Genomic DNA, 23,607 nt, shown 5'->3' with positions numbered 1-23,607 from the left:
TTTAATTAATTCCTTTTATCCAAATATTTGGTTCACTACTCATAAACAAACAAGCTAGCCATCCTTTTAATGACATTCGCTCGTATAAATCCTTATCAACATCAATGTAATCAGAATCAAAGAATTTTTTATTTAATTCTATGTTTTCTCTATCTATTATTAAAATATTGTTAGGATTGTAAAATGCATACTTTTGAACTTCTTTATTTGTTGTAATCATTTTTCGCTTCGCTCCAATAGTTTCAAAAGTGCGCATTGTAAGACCTTTTTGCCCAGGATGATTGATATCTAAAACAACTTTAGAGTTTTGATAGATTTGAAATAAATCCTCTGTTTGCAGACTTTCGAAACTCAATTTTTTATAATCGAATTCTTTAAATGTTTTGTCGAACATCTTTTTATAAAAATAAACCAATCTACCTTGCATGTAATAATAACAAAATGACTTTAGGTTATTCTTCTCACACCAACTAACAATGTTATTACTTATTTGATATCTGTCAGAATGAGCTGTTCCTAAAAACAGCAAATCATTTTTGATTTCAGCATCTAAAATTGAATCAATATCTTTATAAAAATCTAAATAAAAAAGTGGCCTAAATTCTAAACTGTATTTAACAGCATCATCAGAATCAAAAGAAAACTTCTTATGAAAATATTTTAAAATATTTAAAGCATTCTTATTATTTTGAAAAGAATCCCATGTATAAAAAATGCACTGACATTTTGGTTGCATTTTTTGAAATTCTTTTAAAAAAAACTCTGGAATTACTTCTCCTTTATTAACAAATAAAAAATCATACGTTTTCCCACTAATGTCACCTAATATCTTATTATAATATTTATTTATTTTTACTTGAAGCAAGCTTCTCTTAATTCTAATAACTCCTTTGGTAAAATTATTGTTTGAAGGTCGTTCATCATAATAATCAACATTTGCTCCTAATTCATTTAACTTTTTAGAAATCTGTTTTTGGAGATTAAAAGTTTGAACAGAAAAAAACAATACATTTTTATTTTTAAGAACTTCTTCAATTATCATTTTAAAAGGCCTTTCTTTTTCATTTCTTCAAGTGATTTACTTAATTTATCCTCTTGAATTTCTTGCTCTAATACCCAAGAAGAGAATTTTTTAATTCCTTCATTGAAATAAACCGTAGGTTCAAATCCTAAACGGTCCTTAATTTTAGTCAAATCAGCAAAATTATGACGGATGTCTCCCAATCTAAATCTTCCAGTTACAGTTACAGGAACATTAATATTGTATGCCGCAATTAATGAGTTTGCTACTTCAAGAACATCAGTCGCAACACCTGTTCCTACGTTAAAAACATGTCCATTTGCTTCCTCTTTTTCTATTCCAAGAATAGTAGCTGCCACCACATCATCTATAAACACAAAATCTCTTGTCTCTTTTCCATCCTCAAAAATCTGAATGGGATTATTATTCCTAATTTGTGTAGAAAATATTGATAAAATTCCAGTATATGGATTAGATAATGATTGACCAGGACCATAAACGTTTTGATATCTAAAGCCAACTGGCGCAATACCTATTGTTGGACAAACAGTCATAATCATTTGCTCTTGATTTTGTTTGGTAATTCCATAAACCGAAGAGGGATGAATCTTCGATTCTTCATCGGTTGCAAGGAGCTCTAGAACTTGATTATCATTATAAGTTAATTCAAAATTCCCCGCAAGCATATCACTTTCTTTTCTATGAGAAGGATAAACAATTCCTTGTTCTGGATGCCTATATTTTCCTTCGCCATAAATAGATCGCGAAGAAGCTATTACAATTTTTTCAACAGAATTTTCGCTATTTGCTAATATATCAAGCATTATTGCCGTTCCTTGAATATTAACTTCTGTATACTTTTCTATACAATACATCGATTGTCCTGTTCCCGTCTCTGCGGCAAAATGAACTACAATATTCTGATTTTGAAGTGCTCTCTCCCAATCACTTCTGGATGTAACCGTTCCCTTAATAAATTTAACCTTATCCTTTATACTTTTATATAATGGTGATGTTAATTCTGGATTATTACCATGAATTTGTTTTGAAAGATTATCCAAAACTGTAATTGTGTATCCTTTTTCTATTAATTTAAGAGCAAGGTTTGTTCCAATAAATCCAGCTCCTCCAGTTATTAATATATTTTTCATTGTTATATTTTTTCCCATTTATTAATTTCAAAATTAAATCTCTTAATTGGTTTTGCGGGTGAGCCTACCGCAATTACATAATCTGGCAAACTTTTTGAAACTACCGAATTTGCTCCAACAATTGTGCCCTTACCAATTGTTGTTCCTGGCAAAACTGAAACAAATTCGCCAAGCCACACATTGTCTTCTATACGTACAGGTTTAGAAAACAACGGCCTTTCTACTGGCATCAAATTAGGACTACTATCGCTACTGTCTCCTGAATAACTTCCATGCGAACAATCTGAAATATAAATTTTACTTGCCATAAGAACATTATTACCTATAGTAACATTTTCCATAGCAGTAATATGCACGTAATCATTTATTTGAACATTATCGCCAATAATTAAAACTTTACCACAGTGTTTAGGATATGCTTCAATTCGACAGTTGAAACCTGTTGTAAAATTTTTTCCAAAATGTATAGCAGATCTATTTCTAACATCAAAAGGTAACCTAATTAATCTAGCTTGGCTAAAAAAAACTTTCGTATATAAGTAAGATATTATAAGTTTTACTACGCCTATTAAACCATATTTTTTTATCATGATCTACTTTCCCCTTAACTTAACGATTAATATTCTTCTTATAAATTTCAAAATGGAAAAACATACAAGAAATAAATATTCAATTTTATTAATGATTTTAAAATTTAAGGCATCTTTTATATTTTTCAGTTCTCCTTTTTCCATTTCTTTTAGATTTCCAGAAAGTCCAGAATCACCATAATGTGATTTCCCACTACCTGTCATGACTAAACTTTCATTTAATAGATAACAATTATACTCCTTGGCAATTCTTATAAAATAATTACCCTCTTCTGCATATCTTTGTTTTTCATCAAAATAGCCAATTTTGGAAACTATATCAGTTCTAAAAATAACGGTTGGAGGTGAAAAAAAATTTTTAACCAGTAAAACCTTAGGAGATATCCTGGTCAAATGTTTTAGATTCTTCCATAAAATTTTGCTAAAATGTTCTCCATTTCTGTTTGTCGCTAGAAAATCAATATTAGGATTTGTCTCAAGGATATTAATTTGTCTTTCTAATTTATTTGGTAACCACTCATCATCACTATCTAATAAGGCTATCCAATTTCCTTTTGCCTCTTTGATACCTCTATTTCTAGCTGTTGAAACCCCTCCATTATTTTTTTTAAATAACTTAATTTTTAAATCAGAATGTGCTTTTATATAGTCTTCAACTATAATTGAGGAATTATCTGCACTTCCATCATCAATTACTATTATTTCGAAAGGAAGCACTGTTTGATTTTTTATCGAATCTAATGTTTTTAAAATTGTACGACTAGAATTGTACATTGGTATAACCACAGAAATCTTCATTATTTTTTGTCAGTAATCATTAATAAATCATTATTCATTGCATCATTTATAGCATTTTCTTTAAATAAAACAACAGAAAAAACAAAAAACATAAAAAAAGGAGAGAGTAATAAAGGCTCCGATGAAAGACTTATTACCATTATTACAAAAAATAAACCTCTTTGTTCTTCGAAAAAACTTTGTTTGTATAACATGTAAAGAGTTAGAAAAGCTATTACCAAACCCATAGTATAAAAAAGTTGCATTATTGAATTTGAATTTCCTCGTTCTTCAATCACTTCAAAAATCTCACTTATCTCTGCTGGTATAAATTTATTACGTTCTTTAAAAAAAGCTTCTTTATTTAATCCAACCCCTACCATAGGATTTGAAATCGCAACCATAAACCCTGAATAGAGATCGAAAGAACGCATCCCATAGGACGAAACAGCTTCATCTTCGGCAGAGTTTTTTTTATCAGAAAAAGACAAAAATAAAATTAAAACTACAAAAACGACTCCAAATGATAAAAATATTTTTTTCAAAAAACCTAACTTATTTTTTTTTAAAAAGACTGCCAACTGTATTAATAAAATAAAGAACCCAGTTGTAGAAAAAGTAGTCAAAACGCATAAAACTGCTAACCATACATTTTTTTTATTTTTATAAACAAAAAGAGACAAAAAAAGAAAAATGTTTGCATATACGGCTAAAATTCCTGGCTCCCAAAAAATACCTTGATTTCTATAAAAAATTATTGGACCAATCGCTTGATCCCAATAGTAATAAAAAACATAACCTATTGTTATTGTTTTAAATCCATCTCCTATTTGAGTGCTTGTTCCTAATCTAAAAATAGAAAGTACAAATCCTATTAATGAAAGAATCAATATAAACTTTAAAACTCTGTATAAATAATATTTAAAATCAACATTTTTTGATACAAAGTAAAAAATAACCAAGAAAGTTAATAATCCAAGCGAAATAACCGTCCCATAGTTCCCAAAACTAGTACTTGCAGAGAATATAAAGTTAATGAGAAGCACTATTACAAAAGCAGAAAAACCAATTAAAGTTAATTCTATTTTTTTTTTATTATAAACTTTTATTCTCACAATACTACACAATACAATTGATAGAAAACAAATATATGTTGGTATAATAAAACCAACATGTAGCATTGATCCACTCATTAATATTAGGAATAAAACAAGGATAGTATTTATTAATGATTGTACATTAAGCATAAAAAAATGATCTTTAAAAATCTTTACTCTATTTGATAAAATTTAGGCAAAAATTTTTAGGCTTTAAATATAAAACATGTGATTTCAAATGTTTATTAAAAAAATTTCACTTATTCTTTTTGATTATCAGTTTCAAAGATTTTACAGATCCAATTTTTCAAAGAAAGGTTACTATCTATAGAAAATAAATCTGAATTCAAAAAAGGGAGAATTGTATCCACTAGTTCAGATTCATAGATATAAACTTGTTGAGAATTATAAAAATTTTCGAGAGCTATATTTTTATTTGAAGTTATTAGCTTTTTACCTGCGCCAATAGTCTCAATGACTCGCATTGACAAACCTGATTGAGTTAAACTACTTGTGTCGACAATAGCTTTTGATTTAGATAATAAATCAAGATAATCAGCTCTACATAATGGATTAAAATTTATTAATTTAAAATCAATTTTATTCCCTTTTAATAGTTCTTTAATATAAACCGAAAACGGAACATATAAAAATGTTTTTAATACAAGATCATTTTTATTAGCAAAATCAATAACCTTTAACATCATATCGTATCTCTCTCTTATAAAATAACCAAAATATAAAACATCATATTTATTATCGACTAATGTGTTTTTTATATTCTCTATATCATTAGTGTAAAAAAGAGGTAAATAGATTAAATTATTATTTAATGCATCTTGTCTGTCAAAAGAAAGTACTTTGTTAAAGCTTGAAATTAAATGTAAAAATTTATTATTATTATCTGAATCCCATTGGTACATTATGGTTTGGGCTCTAGCATTTCTTTTTTTAAATGTTTCCAAAAAAAATTTTGTCATTTTATATCCTCTTATTACAAATAAGAAATCGAAGGATATTTCTTTTGAACTTTCTAGTATACTATCATAGTGCTTCTCCTGTAATTTATCTAATTTTTTATTAAATAAATTATTGACAACAGTAAATTTTATAGAATAATCTCTTTCTGGAAAAAAAAAGACTTTTGCTCCTAAATTCTCTAAATGCTTTTGTATAATACTATGATAATCATAAAATACAGGCCCAATAAATAATATTTTTTTATCTCTTAAATCTAAATTCATCACAAATTACTTAAATAATCCTTTGTTTTTCATTTCTGAAATCGAAACATCATATTTACTTTCTATAAGATCCTGAGTCAACACCCATTCTGTAAATTTTTTGATTCCTTTTTCAAAATTATAAATTGGACTAAAGCCAAGTATTTTTTTTATTTTAGTCAAATCTGCAAAGTTATGACGTATATCTCCTAAGCGATAATTACCAGATATAATTACCTCTGTATTAATTTTATAATTCTTAATTAATTCATTTGCAACAGTAATTACATCTATAGCTTCTCCTGTACCAACATTAAAAACGTGTCCATTTGCTTCTTCTTTTTCAATTCCAAGAATTGTTGCATCTACAACATCATCTATAAAAACAAAATCTCTTGATTCTTTTCCATCTTCAAAAATGTTAATTTCTTTTCCATTCCTTATCAGAGTTGAAAAAATTGATAAGATTCCTGTATAAGGATTAGATAACGATTGTCCTGGTCCATAAACATTTTGATATCTAAAAGCAACTGGAGAAATACCAATAGTAGGGCAAACAGTCATAATCATTTGCTCTTGATTTTGTTTTGTAATACCATAAACAGAAGAAGGATGAATTTTTGAATCTTCGTCTGTAGCAACTAACTCCAATGGGCTTGATAAGCCATCGATCTTAACTTCAAAATCTTTAATAGCCATGAATTCATCCGTCCTGTGTTTAGGGTAAACTACATTATTCAATTCGCTAGACCAATACTTACCTTCACCATAAATAGAACGAGAGGATGCAATTACCACCTTTTTTACACTATGTGAAGTATTAGCTAACAAATCAAGCATTATGGCAGTACCTCCAATATTTACACTAGTATACTTTTCGATTTCATACATCGATTGACCCGTACCTGTTTCTGCTGCTAAATGAACTATAACATCTTGACTTTTAATAGACCGGATCCAATCCTCTTTTGAAGTTACACATCCTTTAATAAATTCGACTTGATTCTTAATTCTTGAAAATAAAAATGAATTATTATAAGCATCCTCGCCATGAATTTGTGGTGACAAATTATCTAAAACCGTGACATTATATCCTTTTTCAACCAATACCAAAGCTAAATTTGATCCGATAAAACCCGCCCCGCCCGTAATCAATATATTCTTCATTTTTCTAATCTATGATATTATAAAATCTCCCATTTTATTGGTTTTCCTCCATTCATTTGTATCAAAACAAAATCTTTTAATTACGTAAGATGGTGATCCAACTACCACACAATAATCTGGAATATCTTTTGTTACAACTGAATTTGCTCCAATTACACAATTTTTTCCAATCTTTACTCCTATAATACAAACATTCTCTCCAATCCAAGTACCATCACCAATAACAACTGTTCCTATTTGCCTTATGTGTTGATGAATTATTGGAACATTTATATCCTCATACTCATGAAGGTTATCTGAAATATAAACTTTGTCGGCCGTCAAAACGTTCTCTCCAATAATGATAGATTTAGTTGCATAAATATGGTTAAAATTTCCAATACTAGATCCATTTCCTATTACCAACTCACATTTTTCTTCATTTGTATGCGGTACAGCGGCCAACCAGGTTTTATAAGCTACACTAACTCCTTTTCCAATGCTGATATTCTTCATTCCATTTATATTAAGAGGAAATAAAATATTGGATTTTTCTCCAAAAGATTTAAAAAATCTTTTGTAAAATATTCGAAAAAGATTAGATTGTAATTTATTTATAACTCTAAAGTACATATTATAATACACTAATCATTAAATAACAATCTATTGATGTACTTATCAAATTTCATTCTTTCTAGAACATCTGATTTTTTAGGATTATAATTTTCAACATGCAAAGGCAAATAAGAATATTGAATTTGCAATAACAATCTATTACCCTTAACTGGTAATTGCCCTTTGTGTATACCATACGTATCTTCAATAAAACAACTGCCCTTAGGCTCTGTTAGTACAAGTATATTTTGATTATCAAATGTATTTACTACTTCCTCATCGCTAAATCTTCTAAGTTCCAATAATTTATTTATACGATGAGATTTCTTCACATATATATGTGGCCCACTATTATCGTCCACATCTGTTAAATAAAAGAACATTTTAACAAATTTATAGTCATCTAAGTCCCTATGATAAAATTGTGCATCTTTTGCAGATTCCCTATCTCCAAATGACCACCAACAATTAACATTTGAAATTGTAGGTTTAACACCAAGATAATTTGAAACCACATTCAATACCCTTGAATCATTTGCAATTGCAAAAATTTCATCAATTTCTATTAAGTCTTCTCTTTTATAGTGAGCTAATTGTACATTAATTCCTGGACTACTAAGATTAACAGGAGTAGGATTCACTTGACTTGTATCATAACATTCTAGCCCTTCCAATTTTTTCTTAATAGAGTTAATTTCAATATCTGATAGAACAACACCTAAATTAGCAAATCCATCTTCATTTAAATCGTTTAACAATTTTTGCTCACTATATTCAATTGAAAGCGGGGTATTTCCAGTAGATATAGTAATCTTAGGTAAAAATACCTTAAAAAAAGCACATAAAACATCACGTAGTTGAACATTGTGTACATTTCGATGAACCCGAAAAGACACTTTTTTTAAAAACTTAATTAGCATAATCTAATGATTTATTTAATTTAATGAAAAAATAGGTATTATATATAAAAAATAAAGCTGCACTAATACTCTCTATTATAAAAAACCAAATTAATTGTGGTTTCGAGAAGTAGAGATACAGCGACAAAATTGAACAATAACTAATAACAGAAATTAGCCCCCCTATTAATATATTATTAAACTTTTTCATAGCGTTGAATAAAAATATTGCTGGTCCACTTAAATGAATAAAAAGTACTGAAGGCAATGCCGCATATATAAGAGTGATAGATTCCATATGTTTTGGCAAGAAAATTTTAATCAAACTATTGGCCAATAAAAAAGTTGCTATCATTATTAAAAGATAGTAAATAATTAATATAGCGAAATAATTTTTCAAAGTTTTAAGTAAATTCTCTTTTTTATTCAACTCAAAATTTTCAATAATTTTAGGAAAAAACAGACTACTAATAGCCCCTGGAAAAACACTTACCAAAACAACAAACAAAGCAGGTAAGAAAGTTTTACCTAAAATAACTGTACCTAAACTAAATGTTATTAGCCATCTTCCAAATTGAGAGTTTAATAATGCCAAGGCAGAGGTTAAGTAAGGAATAAATCCTAGCCAAATGATCTTTTTAATATATTTCTTAAAACTTTTAAAATTTATAGTTGGTATCATACTTGGTAAAAACCAATAAGCAACTATTATAATAATTAAAGGTTGTAAAAACAATGCTATTAAAACCGCTGTTAACCCAAACCAATAAGCACATAAAGTAACTAAAAAAGAAATTATTGCTGATACAGCTTGAGCTTTATTTACAATCTTAATATTTTTAGTTCCAAGTAATTTACATATAACCCAATTAGAATATAACGATAATATGCCAATTAAAATGAATAACTGACAAAATAAAAAACTTACACCTATATCAAAAAAATAACATACAAAACATCCTAAAGTGCAAAGTAAAGCAGTAAGGAAAAGAAAAAAAAACAGAACCGTAGCATTTATCTTTTTTAAAACACTTTCTCTTTTGTAGGCAAACAATCTATACCCACCTGTTACTACTCCTATTTGCATTAAACTTATTGTTGAAGTAAATGTTTGAGCCAAAGCAACTATTCCTAACTTATCAAAATCAAAAAAATTTAATAATATAAAAGATTTTAGAAATCCAATTGCACTTATTAAAAATGTTATGTAAATGTATTTAAACTGTGGGTTTACAATTAATTCTCTAATTTTCATTATATCCTATTGATAAGACTTTCCATATCTTTTTATTAAATTCTTCTCCATCATACATATGCGTCTCTACAACTATTACGTCAAACTTATTAATGATATCATTCGAAAGCCTATTAAAAACATTAGAGCAATATAATTCCTGAAATACTAAACTTAAATTAAAATCAAAATAACCTGAATTAACTTGAACTTCTTCAAAATGATACTTATTTACAAATATCTTAAGTTTTATTTTACAATTAGCAACACCTTTTATTCTTATTTTGTTTGTTAAATTCTGCGAAACTAAAAACACAGCTGTTGAATCAATTATCTCAATTCCATCTTCTAATGTATTTAAATCATTAAACTGATTATAATTACACCCTCTATAAAAGAACGGCCAATGCTCAGCCTTATTGCAATTAATCTCATCATATGAATTATTAAATTCCAACCTTTTACCTATCTCACGACTAGGTACGCCACCATTTATGGTATATGGGAAAACATCTTTTGTAACAACACTATTTGAACCAATAATTGCACCTTTTCCAATATAAACACCTGGCATTACAACAACACCAAATCCCAACCAGCAATCATCTTCTACGAGAACTCCTTTGCTTATAGATTTCAATTTATCCTGTTGCTTTATTGGCAAATAAGGGTTATAAGAAAAATTATGCGTCCCTGACGAAATAAAAATATTTGAAGCAAACAAACAATTTGCTCCTATGGAAACTTCACCATAAATCTTACAATTATCATTTAAGGAAGTTTCTCTTCCGATAATTAAATTATCATTCCAAGAGTATAATTCAGAATTAAATCCCATTGAGAAGTTATCTCCAATAATAATTTTTCCTTCTTTACCCCAAACATTTATTCTAGAAGTATTTTTAAATTGAGGCTTATTGCCTACAATAAAACTACTTTTAAGACTTAATTTAAAGGAATACAATTTAATTTTATTAAGAATAAAATTAACTAAATTATTTATTTTCATTAGCAATTTCATATTCGATAGCACTTATGATTGAATTGATATTACTAGTTTTATATAATTCATTATGTGGAAACGGATTTCCATCTTTGACATATTTCAACATCTTTGCTACAAACAAATCAAAATTACTAGAAATCTGAAATTTTGCACGTCCTCTAAGTAAATCATACAATTCACTAAATGATTTACAGACATTAACCCCTTCAAATGAATCATAAAATACCCTGCCCAAAACAACAACTTTTTTATTTAGAGCTAAAGCTTCAAAACCTGCAGTGCTACCTAGAGTGATGATAATATCGCATTTGTTAAGTATTTTTACAGTAGGCTCTTCTCCTTTAATAAAAATCAAATTAGGGTATCTTTTTTTTATATCTCTAAACCGTTTCTCTAATAGCACTCCAAGCTGCTGTGGGTGTTCTTTAACAACTAGAATTTGGTTTTGATTTAGACATTTTAATAAATTTTCGATGACATAAATCTGATTATCAAAAAAATAAGCCATATAGAATAAAACTGCCTCAGGCTCATAATGCAATGGATAAAAAACCAAGTCTGAATCAGTAAAATCTTCAATTCTAGAATAACTTTTAGAATAAAAAAAAGATAAAAAATAGCGTTTAATATGACATAAATTTTGTTTTAATGAAGTACCATATATAATCCTTCTTTTAATTTTATTCATTATGAAATACATTCGTAATTCAAGTAGAATTAACTTAAAGTATCCTATAAATTTTTTTAAAGAATATCGAGAAGTAGTATTTCTAACATAAAAAGGACGTTCAGCTCCTTGTTTAACACCATTAATAAACTCCTTCGCCTCATCAATATTACTTTGACAAGGGATAACATCATTAATTACTCCATTCAAAGAATTATGAAAAGGACTTGTCTGCCAATAAAAAGTATTATTCTTAGGAAAACTCATCCAGGAAAGATATTTAATTCCTTTCTTTTCTGCTTCAATTGCCAAGACCTCCGCAAATTCAATTGCAACCGTTTCATTAATAATTAATTTAGGACTATAACGTTCTAAAATATTTTTCCAAAAAATAATTGTTTTTTGCAATATTTTTTCTCTTTCAAAAAGAGATAAACCAATGTAATTTCTATCGCAACCATATGAATATTGCAAATAAGAATTTAATGTACCTTCATATTCTAAATTATCAAATTCTTCTTCAAAACAAATCACTTCAATTCCTCCGTTATCAATAACAATTTGTTTTTCTTTTTTACTTATAACAGCAAATACCGAATGATAAAGATTAGAAGATAGTAGAGGGAACAATTTGGATTGATAATCTCTCGCAAAAAATAAAACTGTTGGTATCATACCATTTTATCATTAAAAGCAGTACCCTTTTCTATGGCAAAATTTACTTTTTTTCCCAAAATTTGAGTATAATACTTAGGGTGCAAACCAAAACCTGGCCTAATAGAACGAACATTTTCTTCCGTTATAATATCCCCTTCCATCATGTCTTCAACTACATAAAGAGATCTCGAAAAATCTTTTCCTTTTACTTGTTTCTCTGTCAAGGTGTAATCTACTATACCTATTGCACTCTCTGCTTCACGGACTGCTTTTACCATTGAAGTAAACTCTTCTTCATTCATTGAAAAAGAAGAATCTGGACCACCAATAGATCGATCTAATATAAAATGTTTCTCAATAATTTTAGCTCCAAATACAGTTGCAACAATTGGAACAGTCGATCCCATTGTATGATCAGAAAGACCACTAATTACATTGTAACGTTCAGATAAATCCTTTATCATACACATATTGGCCTCTTCAATTGGTGCAGGATAACTAGATGTACATTTCAACAATGCTACATCTTTATTACCCATTCTATGACATGCATCTAAAGCTAATTCGATATCCTCTAATTCAGCTATACCGGTAGATATAATTACTGGTTTTCCTTTTGATGCTACATATTCAATTAAGGGAATGTCTGTAATTTCAAAGGAAGCAATCTTATAAGCAGGTACATTCAATGTTTCTAAAAAATCAACAGCTGTTTTGTCGAATGGAGAAGAAAAATAGACTAACCCCTCTTCTTTTGCTACTTTAAATAATTCTTTATGCCACTCCCATGGAGTATAAGCCTCTTGATACAATTTATAAAGATTTTTTCCCTCCCAAATTGTACCTTTAATTAAGAAATCTTCTTTATTGCTATCTATTGTTATCGTATCAGCTGTATAAGTCTGAAATTTTATACAATCAGCTCCTGCACGTTTTGCAGCACGAATAGTTTCAATAGCAGTTTCGATACTACCATTATGATTAGCTGAAAGCTCTGCAATAATAAAAACCCTACTATCTTGATCTATCTTGAAATTATCTATTTTCATTTACTATTGTTTTATATAATGAAAACTCATAAAGTTTTCATACGAAACCATTTCTTTAAATTTAAATCCTGCTTTTTCGAAAGAAAACTTAGAAATCAAATTACTTTCTTTTATATATGCATTGATTAAAAAACCATTATTAGATTGTAAAAAAAAATCTGTCGCCAATGACAACATTTCTTTCGCATAACCTTTCCCCCTTTGATCAGGGCTAACTGATACTCCAATTAAAGCTTCTCTATCATTTTGTTTTTGAATGCGCACCTGACCTATTAGATTATTATCTAAATTTTTAAAAACAAACATGTCTATTAAGCTATTTTTAATAGCAGCTTCAAACCATTTTTTATGATTTTCAAAAACTATTGGATCTGAATTATAAGACTGTGCTCTAACTTCATAATTATTTGCCCAGTCAAAATACAAATCCAAGTCATCTAACGTCGCTTTTCTAAAACTAAGCATTTCTATTTAATTTTGAGTTTATCACAACATCCAAATATTTGCCTTGAAAACAGCAATGCTCTTTAAGACGTGCCTCTTCGCGAAATCCAGATTTTTCTAACACAGAATATAAATGCGGTCGCAAATCAAAAGCGTAAGTGAAAATTTTGTGAAAATTTAAATCTTTGAATGCAACTTTTTCAAGAAGCGAGAGGTAATTTTCCCAGTAATAGGAAAATTTTTCCTTTTCAAGTTCTGTACGCATTATAAAAGAAACTTCTGCATTCTTGTCGATCCAATTTATATGAACTAATCCTCCATAACCTATAAATTCTCCTTTTTCAAGAAAAGTGAAGAGAATTTGATTTGGATTTTTTTGGTCAAATAATTTAGCTACAACATTTTCAAAATAAGCTTCTTGCATTTCTAGTGTTAATAACTCTGCTTGCCTTAAATGATAAATCTGCTCATTTCTCATCTTTAGAATTGCTAATTTATCATCATTCCTTATAGGAATTAAACTAAAATTATCAGAAATCCATTCAGATTGGATTAAACATTTATATTTTTTCACTATCTAATTTAATCTCTTAAAACCACCATGGCAAATTGGACCTTCTAAAAGATTCTCAATTTTTAACACTTCATTTTCGCAGTCAGCAATTGTTTTATAGACTTCACTTAATGCATTAAAATACAAATCAAGATCATTCTCTGTATGTGTTGTTGCAGCATAAAAATTAGTACTAGCCAAAAAACCTTTTTTTAACATTTCTTGTGCAATTAATGTTTTATAGGCCAACGCATTTTCACTATTAAAACTATAAGTAGATAGAGCTGGTATTCCCGAAATAGTAATATCTAACTTATGCAGATTGGCAAGATTTTGCCATCCCTGTTTCATGTTTAATCCAATTTCAGTGATTACTTCCCATGATTTAACTTTTTCCATTACTTTCAAAGTTTCTAAAGCCGCTGTCGGTCCGATCCTCTCTGTCCAGAAAGTACTGCTTATGAAAGTATTTTGTGCTGCTTCCATAACTGATTTTTTTCCAACAACCGCAGTAAGCGCATATCCATTACCAATTGTTTTACCAAACATAGCAACATCTGGTTCAACTCCATATTTCTTATAAATACCTCCAAAAGTTTCTCTAAAGCCTGAAGTACATTCATCAAAAATAAGCACAATATTTTTTCTTGTTGCCAATTCTCTTACTTTATGCAAAAAGTTATCTTCTGGTCCAAAATTACGGACTACTTCCATTTTAATTACACCTATATCATTATTCTCAACAAGGTCAACTAGTTCTTCATAATTATTATAGTGAAATGGTAATACAGTATCTTTTAAACTTTTAGGCACTCCTCCAGGATTTAACCCTGCCAATAAATGCCCTGAAAGATCATCTCCTCCATTATGATTTGCAGAGAGATACCAATCATGCCAGCCATGATATCCACATATAGCAACTTTATCTTTTCCAGATGCTGCTCTAGCAATCCTAATTGCTATAGCATTTGCTTCACCTCCACTTCTTGCGAAACGTACCATATCGGCCCATGGATTCATTTCGATAAGTCTTTCAGCGAGATAAACTTCTTCAGGACAACTAAGAGTACTCATATTGCCTTTTTTTACTGTTTCTAAAACAGCTGCATCTACCTCATCATTTCCATAACCTAGAGTATTCGTTCCAATGCCCATAATTGACATATCCAAAAATTCTTTCCCATCCAGATCCCAAACTTTACATCCTTTTGCTTTAGAAAAATATGATGGCCAATGATCTGGCAAAAACATTTCCGGTCTTTTGGATAACAACATTGTACCTCCCGGAATTAAACTTTTAGCTTTTTTATACAATTCTTGTCCTGTTCCCATTTATTAATCTTTTTTTAAAGACTTTAATAGTCCTTCATTTCTAATAATATCTTTATTAATATGTTCGAGATTGTTTTCAATAATATAATTAGTATATTCAATCCAATTTTTGTTAAATCCCAAAGCCATTATAAGAGTCTCTATTAATTTAAAATCTTTATCTTCATCAACAGTCATCCTTATTTTTGAGAAATCAAATTCGCATGGAAAATTAATAGAGCTAAATAATACACCTCCGTTAAAATCTGAATTATTTCTAATATAAGGAGTTACGTGTTCCCTTTCAGACAGAAGCTTAGCTTCTTTCCACGCCCTTTCAAGTACAGAAAATTTAAAGACTTCAATATCTTGTCCATCAGGAAAATTCTCAATCAATGTATTCGAGCCATAGTCCTTATTATTTTCCTGAACAAAAGTTATTATATTATCAACCAATTCCGGATCTATTAGGGGACAATCTGAAGTCAATCTCACAATCCATTCGGGTTTTTTATCTTTAACAGCTTGATAAAAACGATCAAGCACATCAGTTTCAGAACCTCTAAAACAGTTATATCCCCAATCACAAACCTTATCAAATAGTTCATCATCGATCTCGTTGGTAGTTGTAGCTACAATTATTTCTGAAGCCTTTTTACTTCTTTTCAATCTTCCCAGATGAATTTGAAGCAATGATTTCCCTTCTATTTCCAATAATACTTTTCCAGGTAATCTTGTACTGCCACTTCTAGCCTGAGTAACTAAAATTGTCTTTACTTCCATAAAGATGGGTTTAATAAATCTATATTCTTAACTTTAATATTTTTTATTTTACCGATAATATCATCACTGATTTTATAATCAGCGGCCAATACATTTTCAATAAGTTGGTTTTCAGAATCTACACCAATTAACACTTTATCAATATTTCTTTGAGCCAAACAATAGCTTAAAGCAAGTTCAGTAAGACTAATACCTTCTTTTTCAGAAATATTATTAATCTTAACGAGATGATCTTCTAATTGCAGTGATACTTCATCATTAAATTGATTCTTAAAAAACAAACCTTGTAAAAAAGCAGATCGAGTATGAATTTCTTTATTTGCTAATTTAGCTTTTTCTAACAAATCGCCACGTTGAAACTCATTGTCCAGTAAATTAAATGGTAATTGAATTACTGAAACTTCATCCTCAGAAAGAAGTACTTCTATTTGAAAATTAGTATAGACAGAAACACCAATATTTTTTATTAAACCCCTACTTTTCAAATTATTTAGTATAGGAAGAGTCTCTTTGTTCTTTTGATAAGAATCGAAGGAATGAAACATTAAAACCTCTAAATTATTTACATTAAGTTCCTCAACATACGAAACTATCTTTTGTTCAACTTCATCCTTTTTAATTTCATGAGGGAATTTTGTAATAATTTTATATTGAATATTCGAATTCAATCTATGAAAATTACCAATTACTTGATGTGCACTTCCATAAGCTTCGGCTGTATCAATTGTATTTATTCCTAATTCAAAAGCTTTTTTCAAAATCCTAAAACTCTCCTCTACTGGAATTTTACCCGCCTTATTATTTATTCCATAATCAAGCCCCATCTGAACCGTACCTAATACTAACTTCTTCTCCAATTTTATTTTAATTTTGCAACATTAAAACCAGCTTGATTATACAATTATTTATTTGTAACTTGATTCAATATCTTTTTTTAACAATGAAATACTATATTTGTCATAGTAGTTATTTGATGCATCAAGTTTTTTTTCTGAATGATTCCAAGTCGATTTATCTAAAAGATAATATAACTTAGATGCTGTAAATACTTCGTCATAATTTTGTTTAAATGAAAAAGCTGTAAACTCCTGGATATGTTCATAAACATTTTTAAGGGAATTTTCTGAAAAAAAATCAACGATAATTAAAATACCACCATTTCTTAATACCCTATCAATTTCAGCAACAACTTTTAGCAAAATATTTCTATCAATCACATAAAATACAAATCCAACTATAACAATATCGAGGGACTCCTTATCAAATTGTTCTAGATTGTCAGCCGTTCCATGAATAAAATTTACGCTAGGAAAATGACTTTCTCCATACTCAATAGCTTTCTCAGATGGCTCGACACCAAACACTTCACTGTCAGCAAAAATTGATTTTATAGCATTTAATCTATAACCAGCAGAACAACCAATCTCTAAAATACTTTCAGCCTTCAAATCGTACTCTTTTATAAGAGTAACTACCCTATCTCTTTCTAGGCTGTAATTTTCAATAACTGATTTGTTTCTCTCAAACCATGCGTTTGCTTCATAAGAAAGAAAAGAGCCTTTTTGATTATTTGCTTCCATAATAAGAATTAATACATTCTATTACATAATTCTGTTCTACACTTGATAATGTAGGATACATAGGAAGACTTATACAGTTTTTATAATAGCTTTCAGCTATTGGCATATCTCCTTCTTTCCAACCATACTGCTTATAATAAGGCATCAAATGACAAGGAATATAATGTATCTGCGCAAAGATTTTATTTTCTCTCAAATAATTGTATAACCCTAATCTATCTTCAACTTCAATTACATACAAATGATAAGCATGTCCTTCTACCAATCCCGATTGTCCTTTTATATAATTCTTACCGGAAAATTCAGTATTGTAAATCTCAGCAATATTTTTTCTTTTTTCAACTCCTTCATCAGCTCTTCCAAGTTGAGATATACCAAGTGCCGCTTGAAAGTCAGTTAATCTATAATTAAAACCAAGAGTTTGCATTTCCATATACCAAGCGGGATAGTTTTGGGCTATATCAGTACCAGCAGCAAACTCAATGCTATTTGTATATTCGCTTTCATTCTTAACGATACCATGCGTTCGCAATGCTAAGAGTTTTTTATACAATTTTTCATCATCAGTTGTTATCATACCACCTTCCCCACAAGCTATATGTTTAACGGGATGAAAAGAAAAAATTGCTAAATCAGCAAATTTACTATTGCCACATTTTTGTGATTTGCCTAAAGAATCTTGAAAAAATCCACCAGGTGCATGGCATGCATCTTCAATAATCCAAAGATCATATTCATCAGCAAGCTTTCTGAAAGCTTCAAGATCAACAGCCCTTCCAGCAAAATCTACAGGTATAATACCTTTATAAGTTCCTCTTGGTGAAGATTCAAGCAAATTTCTTACTTTATTTATATCTAGAAGATAACTTAGAGGATCTATATCCGAAAATACTATATCACCTCCACAATAACGTATGCAATTTGCTGACGCTGCAAAAGTAATTGGAGTAGTAATAACCTTATCTCCTTCTGCAACATTTAAAGCTAAAGCACACAAATGCAGCGCAGCTGTTCCATTAGATACTGCTACAGCATATTTAGCCCCAATATATTCTGCGAAATTCTTTTCAAATTCAGCAATTTTTGGCCCTTGTGTTAAGTAGTCAGATTGTAAAGCTTCTATAACACAATTTATATCTTCTTGAGTTATATTTTGCCTACCATATGCTATTGGTTTATCTATTTTAGTTAAATGTCCCATCTACATGCTCTTTAATAAGTTTTCTTAAAGTATCAACAGTTTCCCATTCTGTATTAGTACCTGAATTATAGTTGAATCCTTCTGGCACTTTAACAGCATTAAAGTTTGAAATAAATTTTGACAAATCAAAATTAGGGATAGAGGGAAGAATTGTAAAATATTTACCTAGATCAAATGTGTGATAAGAATCAGAAGAAGTTATCATTTCTTCATGAATTTTTTCTCCTGGCCTAATACCTATAATATTTAATTCACATTCAGGAGCAATAGCTTCTGCAACATCAGTAATTTTATATGATGGAATTTTTGGTATAAATATCTCGCCACCCCAAGCATTTTTAATCGCATGCATAACCATATCAACACCTCCTTGAAGTGAAATATTAAATCTTGTCATAGCCACATCTGTTATAGGCAGTATACCTTGCTCTTTTTTCTTCATAAAAAAAGGAATTACAGAACCATTTGATCCCATAACATTTCCATACCTAACAACAGAAAATTTTATTGGATTTTTTCCTTTTATATTATTTGCAGCAACAAATAATTTATCAGAAGTTAACTTTGTTGCTCCATACAAATTGATAGGTGCACAAGCTTTATCTGTAGATAAAGCTACAACATCCTGAACTCCAGTTTCGAGAGCCGCATGAATAACGTTTTGAGCTCCTCCAATATTAGTTTTAATACACTCATCCGGATTATACTCAGCTAAATGAACGTGTTTCATTGCTGCGGCATGAATCACAATATCAACTCCTTGAAATGCTCTTATTAGCCTTTCCTGATCACGAACATCTCCTAAAAAAAATCTAATTTGAGGGTAATCTTTTTCTGGATATTCTTGAGCCATTTGAAATTGCTTTTGCTCATCTCTAGATAGAATTACAAGTTTTTTTATATTTGGGTATTCAGAAAAAATATGTGAAGTCAGTGCTTTACCTAAAGAACCGGTACCTCCAGTAATTAATATTGTTTTGTTCTCAAAAGTCATATGATATATTATTAAATTCTATTTTGCAATAACGACAAAAATTCTTTTTAAAATTAAATACAAGATCATTAAAAATCCTGCCAAAAACCCACCTATTAAAACCCCTTTAGCTTTACCAAATTTCTCTTTAGCTAGTGGCAAAATTGGCCTATCAATAACTTGAATTAAAGGTGTTTCTTTACGTAAAGTAACCTTAGCTAATTCTGATTGTTTTACCAGCTCTGTTAATATAGCCGTATTGGCCTGCACATCAACTTGCCTTCTTGCTGACGGTGCGCGACGTATATTAAGTGCTGGATTTAAATTAAAAGTGTTATCATTTGCTACCGCTACTCCAGTAATAGCACCATTCAATTCTTGTCGAATTGAATCTACTTGCCGCTCTAAAATAGCCATGTTCATTCTTGCTTTTTTGCTTTTTGTTTCGACATAAAATTTACCAACCTCCCTAGCTAGAGCTTCACAAAAATACTTTGCAAAAAGTTCATTTTTTGATATAACATCAATACTAATGATTGATACTTTTTTATCTTTTTGAGCAACAGATAATCCACCTTCTGATAAATTTTTATACATCACGCCCATTATACTGTCCTGAACACGATTAAATTTTGTGCGATCGTCATTTGGCAAAAACTTAATATTCATTAGTTTGGGGCTTTCATTCCATTTTTTACGCCAATTATTATTTTGGATATACATTTCAGCCAATGAAATTACTTTTCCATTTAAAGTTATTGGCGACAAAAGAGTTTTCTCAACCATCGCTCTCGATTTAAACAACTCTGTTAAATTAGACCCAGTAAATATTCCTCCTCCACCCCCACCTAAATCTAAACCAAAAGAGCTAGCAAGTCCTAATGCCCCTCCAATACCGCTACCTCCAGATTTATCATCCTCTAAAGCAAATGACAAAGTAGCCGTATAGACAGGTTTCTTGATGAACGAGTAAGTCAATCCTAAAACAACTCCCACAACCCCAGCTAATGTAATAATCTTCCATTTAGACAGTAAGTACTGATACCATTGTTTTATTTCTTGTATTAATTCTTTTAACGATATTTCATCGTTTTCAGCAACTGTTTTATCCATTAAATTAATTTATTTAAAAGCCGTAACAATTAATAAGGCTAGACTAGCCAAAACACTTCCAATCCCAACCCATTCTCCTGCAGTCATCTTCTTCTTTTCAGGTTTTTCAGGTACAACTATTTGCGAATCTGGTTCAACTTTAGGATAAGATCTAAAAAATAAAAATGAACTAGTTACCGCAGCTTTCCCATTTGGATAAATTATATAAGCTTTTCTTTTCCATCCTTTACTGTCAACTCCACCAACAGAATTAATGTAATATTTAAATCCTTTTCCGTTTCTATAAGGTATTTCTGAAGTCAATAACACATTTCCTGTCACTTTTACGCCTTCATTATAGACAGCAACTTCTATTTCATCACCAGGAAACAATGTAACATTAGAATAGTGATTCTTATCCTTTACAATTTTCTCCCAATTAACAGGAATTGTTGTGTACTTTAGTTCGTCTCTTAATTTTTTTGATAATTTAGATTTGAGAGTATCTTTAGTTTTAAGATTTGATTCTTCTAAAGCTCCTTCTTTTTTCTCTAATGTTTCTTTTTTCTCCAAATTAAGATTTATACTTTCTAATTGTTCTATTTGTTCTTCTTTGATCGGTCTTTTTATCTTCATACCATCTAAATTTGCAATAGATGTCAATCCACCCGCTCTCATTACTACATTGTAAACTCTCTCTTTCTTATTTGCTAGAACATATTTCCCTGGATATGTAACAGCTCCACTTACTTTAACCATTTCAGGTTTTTCATAAACTGCCATTCTACGAATATTAATAACGTCAAAAGGTTTTAAGACAAAATTCTTTACTTGCTCATTATTATCTGCTGTTATCTCTAGTTCAACTAATTCTATACGTTTAGGATCAGCATCATCAATAGCATCAGATTTAATCATCCTTGCAATTTCAACTCTTTTTGAAGCAGAGCCTGTTAAGCCTCCTACTTGAACCACTAAATCATTTAAAGTAAGATTCTCGAAATATTCATATTCTCCTGGATTTTTTACCTCACCATCTATAGTAACTTTATACTCCTCTCTAAATTCTAAAATAGAATATACAGTTACTATATCTTCTCTTTTTAATTCAATATCTGCATTTAAATCACCTGATAAGGCAGCACCTAAATCTACATTAACAATTTCTGTTGTTAGATCTGTTTTTAAACGAATAACTCTCGCTCGTTTGCTATAAGCGTCTTCTTTTAATCCTTCTGCTCTAATAATAAGATCTGAAATTCTCATTCCCTCAGTAAAAGAATAATAATCTGGTCTAAAAACGGCGCCTTCAATCTTAATACGATTTTCAAATCGGTTCAAAATTTTTGTAACCTTAAAAACATCTCCCGATTGAGGCTCATAAGAACTGTATTCACTTTCGTTTACATCGTGAACTTTAAACTCTTTTCCTGTTTTTTGAAGAACATTAACCGAAGCAGTATAAGCAAATTCATTAAACCCAGATGCAAAATTCAATAAATCAGAAAATTTCTCCCCTTTTCTCATTTCAAAAATTCCTGGTCTTTTTACTTCACCTTCAACAGTAACTCTTTGAGTATATGCTGGGATTCTAATTACATCATTTTCTTTTAAACTGACATTATCAGATTGATCTCCTTTAATTAAAAATCGATAAATATCAATATTCTTGTAAACCTTGTTATTTCGTATCAATTCAATATTTCTATAACTGCCATTCTTTCCAGGTCCACCTGCTAAGTGCAACGCATTATAAACAGTTGCCAAAGAAGATATTGAATAATTACCAGGTTGTTTACCCCCAACGATTGTTACTTTTATAGTACGTATCTTTCCTAAACTGATACTCACCTGAGATTGTCCAGAGCGAACAGTGCTATACACTCTAGCAATAGCTGCTTTTATTTTCTGCGTTGCTGCTTCAATAGACATTCCTGAAACGGATATTTGTCCCACATAATCAATACTTACTTTCCCTTCAACGCTTACTGGTATATTGGCATTATATTCTTGGACACCATATATACTTATCTGCAATTCATCACCAGGACCTAAAACGTAGTTCATAGGAGTGGCTAAGTTTAAATCTGGTTCAAAATTTAATGTAGGATTATCAAATAGTTCTGAACCAAAAATTAAAGCATTTAAAGAATCTTTTATTTTTTCATTTTTTATTTTTTCTTGCTTTCTTCCAAACTCCGATTCCTTATCTGTCTTTTTTAATTTATCTTGATCCTTTTTACTTTTATCTTTATCCTTATCTGAAGTATTCTTTCTTTCGTATTCAATAACACGAGCTCTTAACTTATCAAATTCCACTTGGCTCATGCCTTTTGATAAAGCCATAGATTCAACATCATTAATTGTTGCTTTGTTACTTTTTAATTGAGAAACAATTTTTGCAATTTCATCATCTGATAAATAATCTACTTTTACAGTACTAAGGTCTTTAGATTTTATAATATCCTGGGCGTTTGCATTGAAAGAAATTAATAAAGTAAAAAATAGGGCAAGAACGTATATTATTTTTTTCATGTT

At 29.6% G+C, this 23,607-nt stretch carries 22 protein-coding genes and 1 pseudogene; all 23 read right to left on the bottom strand.

Annotated features, from left to right (window positions below; all coding sequences use genetic code 11):
- Nucleotide 1: 1 nt before the first annotated feature.
- Nucleotides 2-1,042 (bottom strand): WaaS/CpsH family glycosyltransferase, encoded by a 1,041-nt coding sequence (locus JI750_RS18370; protein WP_202005645.1) that lies wholly within the window; start codon nt 1,040-1,042, stop codon nt 2-4.
- Complete coding sequence (locus JI750_RS18365; RefSeq protein WP_202005643.1) at nt 1,039-2,172, bottom strand: NAD-dependent epimerase/dehydratase family protein; 1,134 nt, start codon at nt 2,170-2,172, stop codon at nt 1,039-1,041. Before JI750_RS18365 ends, JI750_RS18370 begins: the two co-directional genes overlap by 4 nt.
- A gap of 2 nt (nt 2,173-2,174) precedes the next feature.
- A complete protein-coding gene (locus JI750_RS18360; protein ID WP_202005641.1) occupies nt 2,175-2,762 on the bottom strand; it encodes an LbetaH domain-containing protein in 588 nt (195 codons plus the stop codon).
- Between the two features lie 3 nt (nt 2,763-2,765).
- Nucleotides 2,766-3,560, bottom strand: coding sequence for a glycosyltransferase family 2 protein (locus JI750_RS18355; RefSeq protein WP_202005638.1), 795 nt, complete (start codon nt 3,558-3,560; stop codon nt 2,766-2,768).
- The gene (locus tag JI750_RS18350; protein WP_202005635.1) at nt 3,560-4,732 is read right to left on the bottom strand and encodes a hypothetical protein; all 1,173 of its coding nucleotides are present in this window, start codon (nt 4,730-4,732) and stop codon (nt 3,560-3,562) included. The genes JI750_RS18355 and JI750_RS18350 overlap by 1 nt, the downstream gene beginning before the upstream one ends.
- 164 nt (nt 4,733-4,896) lie before the next feature.
- A complete protein-coding gene (locus tag JI750_RS18345) occupies nt 4,897-5,880 on the bottom strand; it encodes a WaaS/CpsH family glycosyltransferase (protein WP_202005632.1) in 984 nt (327 codons plus the stop codon).
- Between the two features lie 6 nt (nt 5,881-5,886).
- Nucleotides 5,887-7,026: an NAD-dependent epimerase/dehydratase family protein gene (locus tag JI750_RS18340; RefSeq protein WP_202005629.1), complete on the bottom strand. Its 1,140-nt coding sequence runs from the start codon at nt 7,024-7,026 to the stop codon at nt 5,887-5,889.
- A gap of 9 nt (nt 7,027-7,035) precedes the next feature.
- A complete protein-coding gene (locus JI750_RS18335) occupies nt 7,036-7,521 on the bottom strand; it encodes an acyltransferase (protein ID WP_236673095.1) in 486 nt (161 codons plus the stop codon).
- Between the two features lie 128 nt (nt 7,522-7,649).
- A complete protein-coding gene (locus JI750_RS18330; protein WP_202005613.1) occupies nt 7,650-8,540 on the bottom strand; it encodes a phytanoyl-CoA dioxygenase family protein in 891 nt (296 codons plus the stop codon).
- Nucleotides 8,530-9,774, bottom strand: coding sequence for an MATE family efflux transporter (locus tag JI750_RS18325; protein WP_202005610.1), 1,245 nt, complete (start codon nt 9,772-9,774; stop codon nt 8,530-8,532). Before JI750_RS18325 ends, JI750_RS18330 begins: the two co-directional genes overlap by 11 nt.
- Before the next feature lie 430 nt (nt 9,775-10,204).
- Nucleotides 10,205-10,360: pseudogene (locus JI750_RS22255) on the bottom strand (chloramphenicol acetyltransferase); the annotation flags it as partial.
- Between the two features lie 388 nt (nt 10,361-10,748).
- Nucleotides 10,749-12,101 carry a capsular polysaccharide export protein, LipB/KpsS family gene (locus JI750_RS18315; RefSeq protein WP_202005604.1) on the bottom strand — a complete coding sequence of 451 codons (1,353 nt, stop codon included), beginning with the start codon at nt 12,099-12,101 and terminating at the stop codon, nt 10,749-10,751.
- Complete coding sequence (gene pseI / locus JI750_RS18310; protein WP_202005601.1) at nt 12,098-13,132, bottom strand: pseudaminic acid synthase; 1,035 nt, start codon at nt 13,130-13,132, stop codon at nt 12,098-12,100. Before pseI ends, JI750_RS18315 begins: the two co-directional genes overlap by 4 nt.
- 3 nt (nt 13,133-13,135) lie before the next feature.
- Nucleotides 13,136-13,597, bottom strand: a complete 462-nt coding sequence (locus tag JI750_RS18305) for a GNAT family N-acetyltransferase (protein WP_202005598.1) — start codon at nt 13,595-13,597, stop codon at nt 13,136-13,138.
- A complete protein-coding gene (locus tag JI750_RS18300) occupies nt 13,590-14,150 on the bottom strand; it encodes a GNAT family N-acetyltransferase (protein WP_202005595.1) in 561 nt (186 codons plus the stop codon). Before JI750_RS18300 ends, JI750_RS18305 begins: the two co-directional genes overlap by 8 nt.
- Before the next feature lie 3 nt (nt 14,151-14,153).
- Complete coding sequence (locus JI750_RS18295) at nt 14,154-15,461, bottom strand: aminotransferase class III-fold pyridoxal phosphate-dependent enzyme (protein WP_202005592.1); 1,308 nt, start codon at nt 15,459-15,461, stop codon at nt 14,154-14,156.
- A 3-nt stretch (nt 15,462-15,464) separates the two neighbouring features.
- Entirely contained in the window at nt 15,465-16,223 is a 759-nt protein-coding gene (locus JI750_RS18290; RefSeq protein ID WP_202005589.1) for a cytidylyltransferase domain-containing protein, read from the bottom strand.
- On the bottom strand, nt 16,214-17,080 hold the full coding sequence (locus JI750_RS18285) for an aldo/keto reductase (RefSeq protein ID WP_202005586.1): 867 nt from the start codon (nt 17,078-17,080) through the stop codon (nt 16,214-16,216). Before JI750_RS18285 ends, JI750_RS18290 begins: the two co-directional genes overlap by 10 nt.
- A gap of 48 nt (nt 17,081-17,128) precedes the next feature.
- Nucleotides 17,129-17,803 (bottom strand): class I SAM-dependent methyltransferase, encoded by a 675-nt coding sequence (locus JI750_RS18280; protein ID WP_202005584.1) that lies wholly within the window; start codon nt 17,801-17,803, stop codon nt 17,129-17,131.
- A complete protein-coding gene (gene pseC / locus JI750_RS18275; RefSeq protein ID WP_202005582.1) occupies nt 17,790-19,004 on the bottom strand; it encodes a UDP-4-amino-4,6-dideoxy-N-acetyl-beta-L-altrosamine transaminase in 1,215 nt (404 codons plus the stop codon). The genes JI750_RS18280 and pseC overlap by 14 nt, the downstream gene beginning before the upstream one ends.
- A complete protein-coding gene (pseB, locus tag JI750_RS18270) occupies nt 18,988-19,998 on the bottom strand; it encodes a UDP-N-acetylglucosamine 4,6-dehydratase (inverting) (RefSeq protein WP_202005568.1) in 1,011 nt (336 codons plus the stop codon). Before pseB ends, pseC begins: the two co-directional genes overlap by 17 nt.
- Before the next feature lie 18 nt (nt 19,999-20,016).
- Nucleotides 20,017-21,090 (bottom strand): Wzz/FepE/Etk N-terminal domain-containing protein, encoded by a 1,074-nt coding sequence (locus tag JI750_RS18265; RefSeq protein ID WP_202005552.1) that lies wholly within the window; start codon nt 21,088-21,090, stop codon nt 20,017-20,019.
- 9 nt (nt 21,091-21,099) lie between these two features.
- Nucleotides 21,100-23,604 carry an SLBB domain-containing protein gene (locus JI750_RS18260; RefSeq protein WP_202005549.1) on the bottom strand — a complete coding sequence of 835 codons (2,505 nt, stop codon included), beginning with the start codon at nt 23,602-23,604 and terminating at the stop codon, nt 21,100-21,102.
- Nucleotides 23,605-23,607 lie beyond the last annotated feature (3 nt).

The sequence above is a fragment of the Flavobacterium tagetis genome, from assembly GCF_016735615.1.
Taxonomy (GTDB): Bacteria; Bacteroidota; Bacteroidia; order Flavobacteriales; family Flavobacteriaceae; genus Flavobacterium; species Flavobacterium tagetis.
The sequence above is the reverse complement of the archived record's forward strand: the minus strand, read 5'-3'. Positions and strand labels throughout refer to the sequence as shown.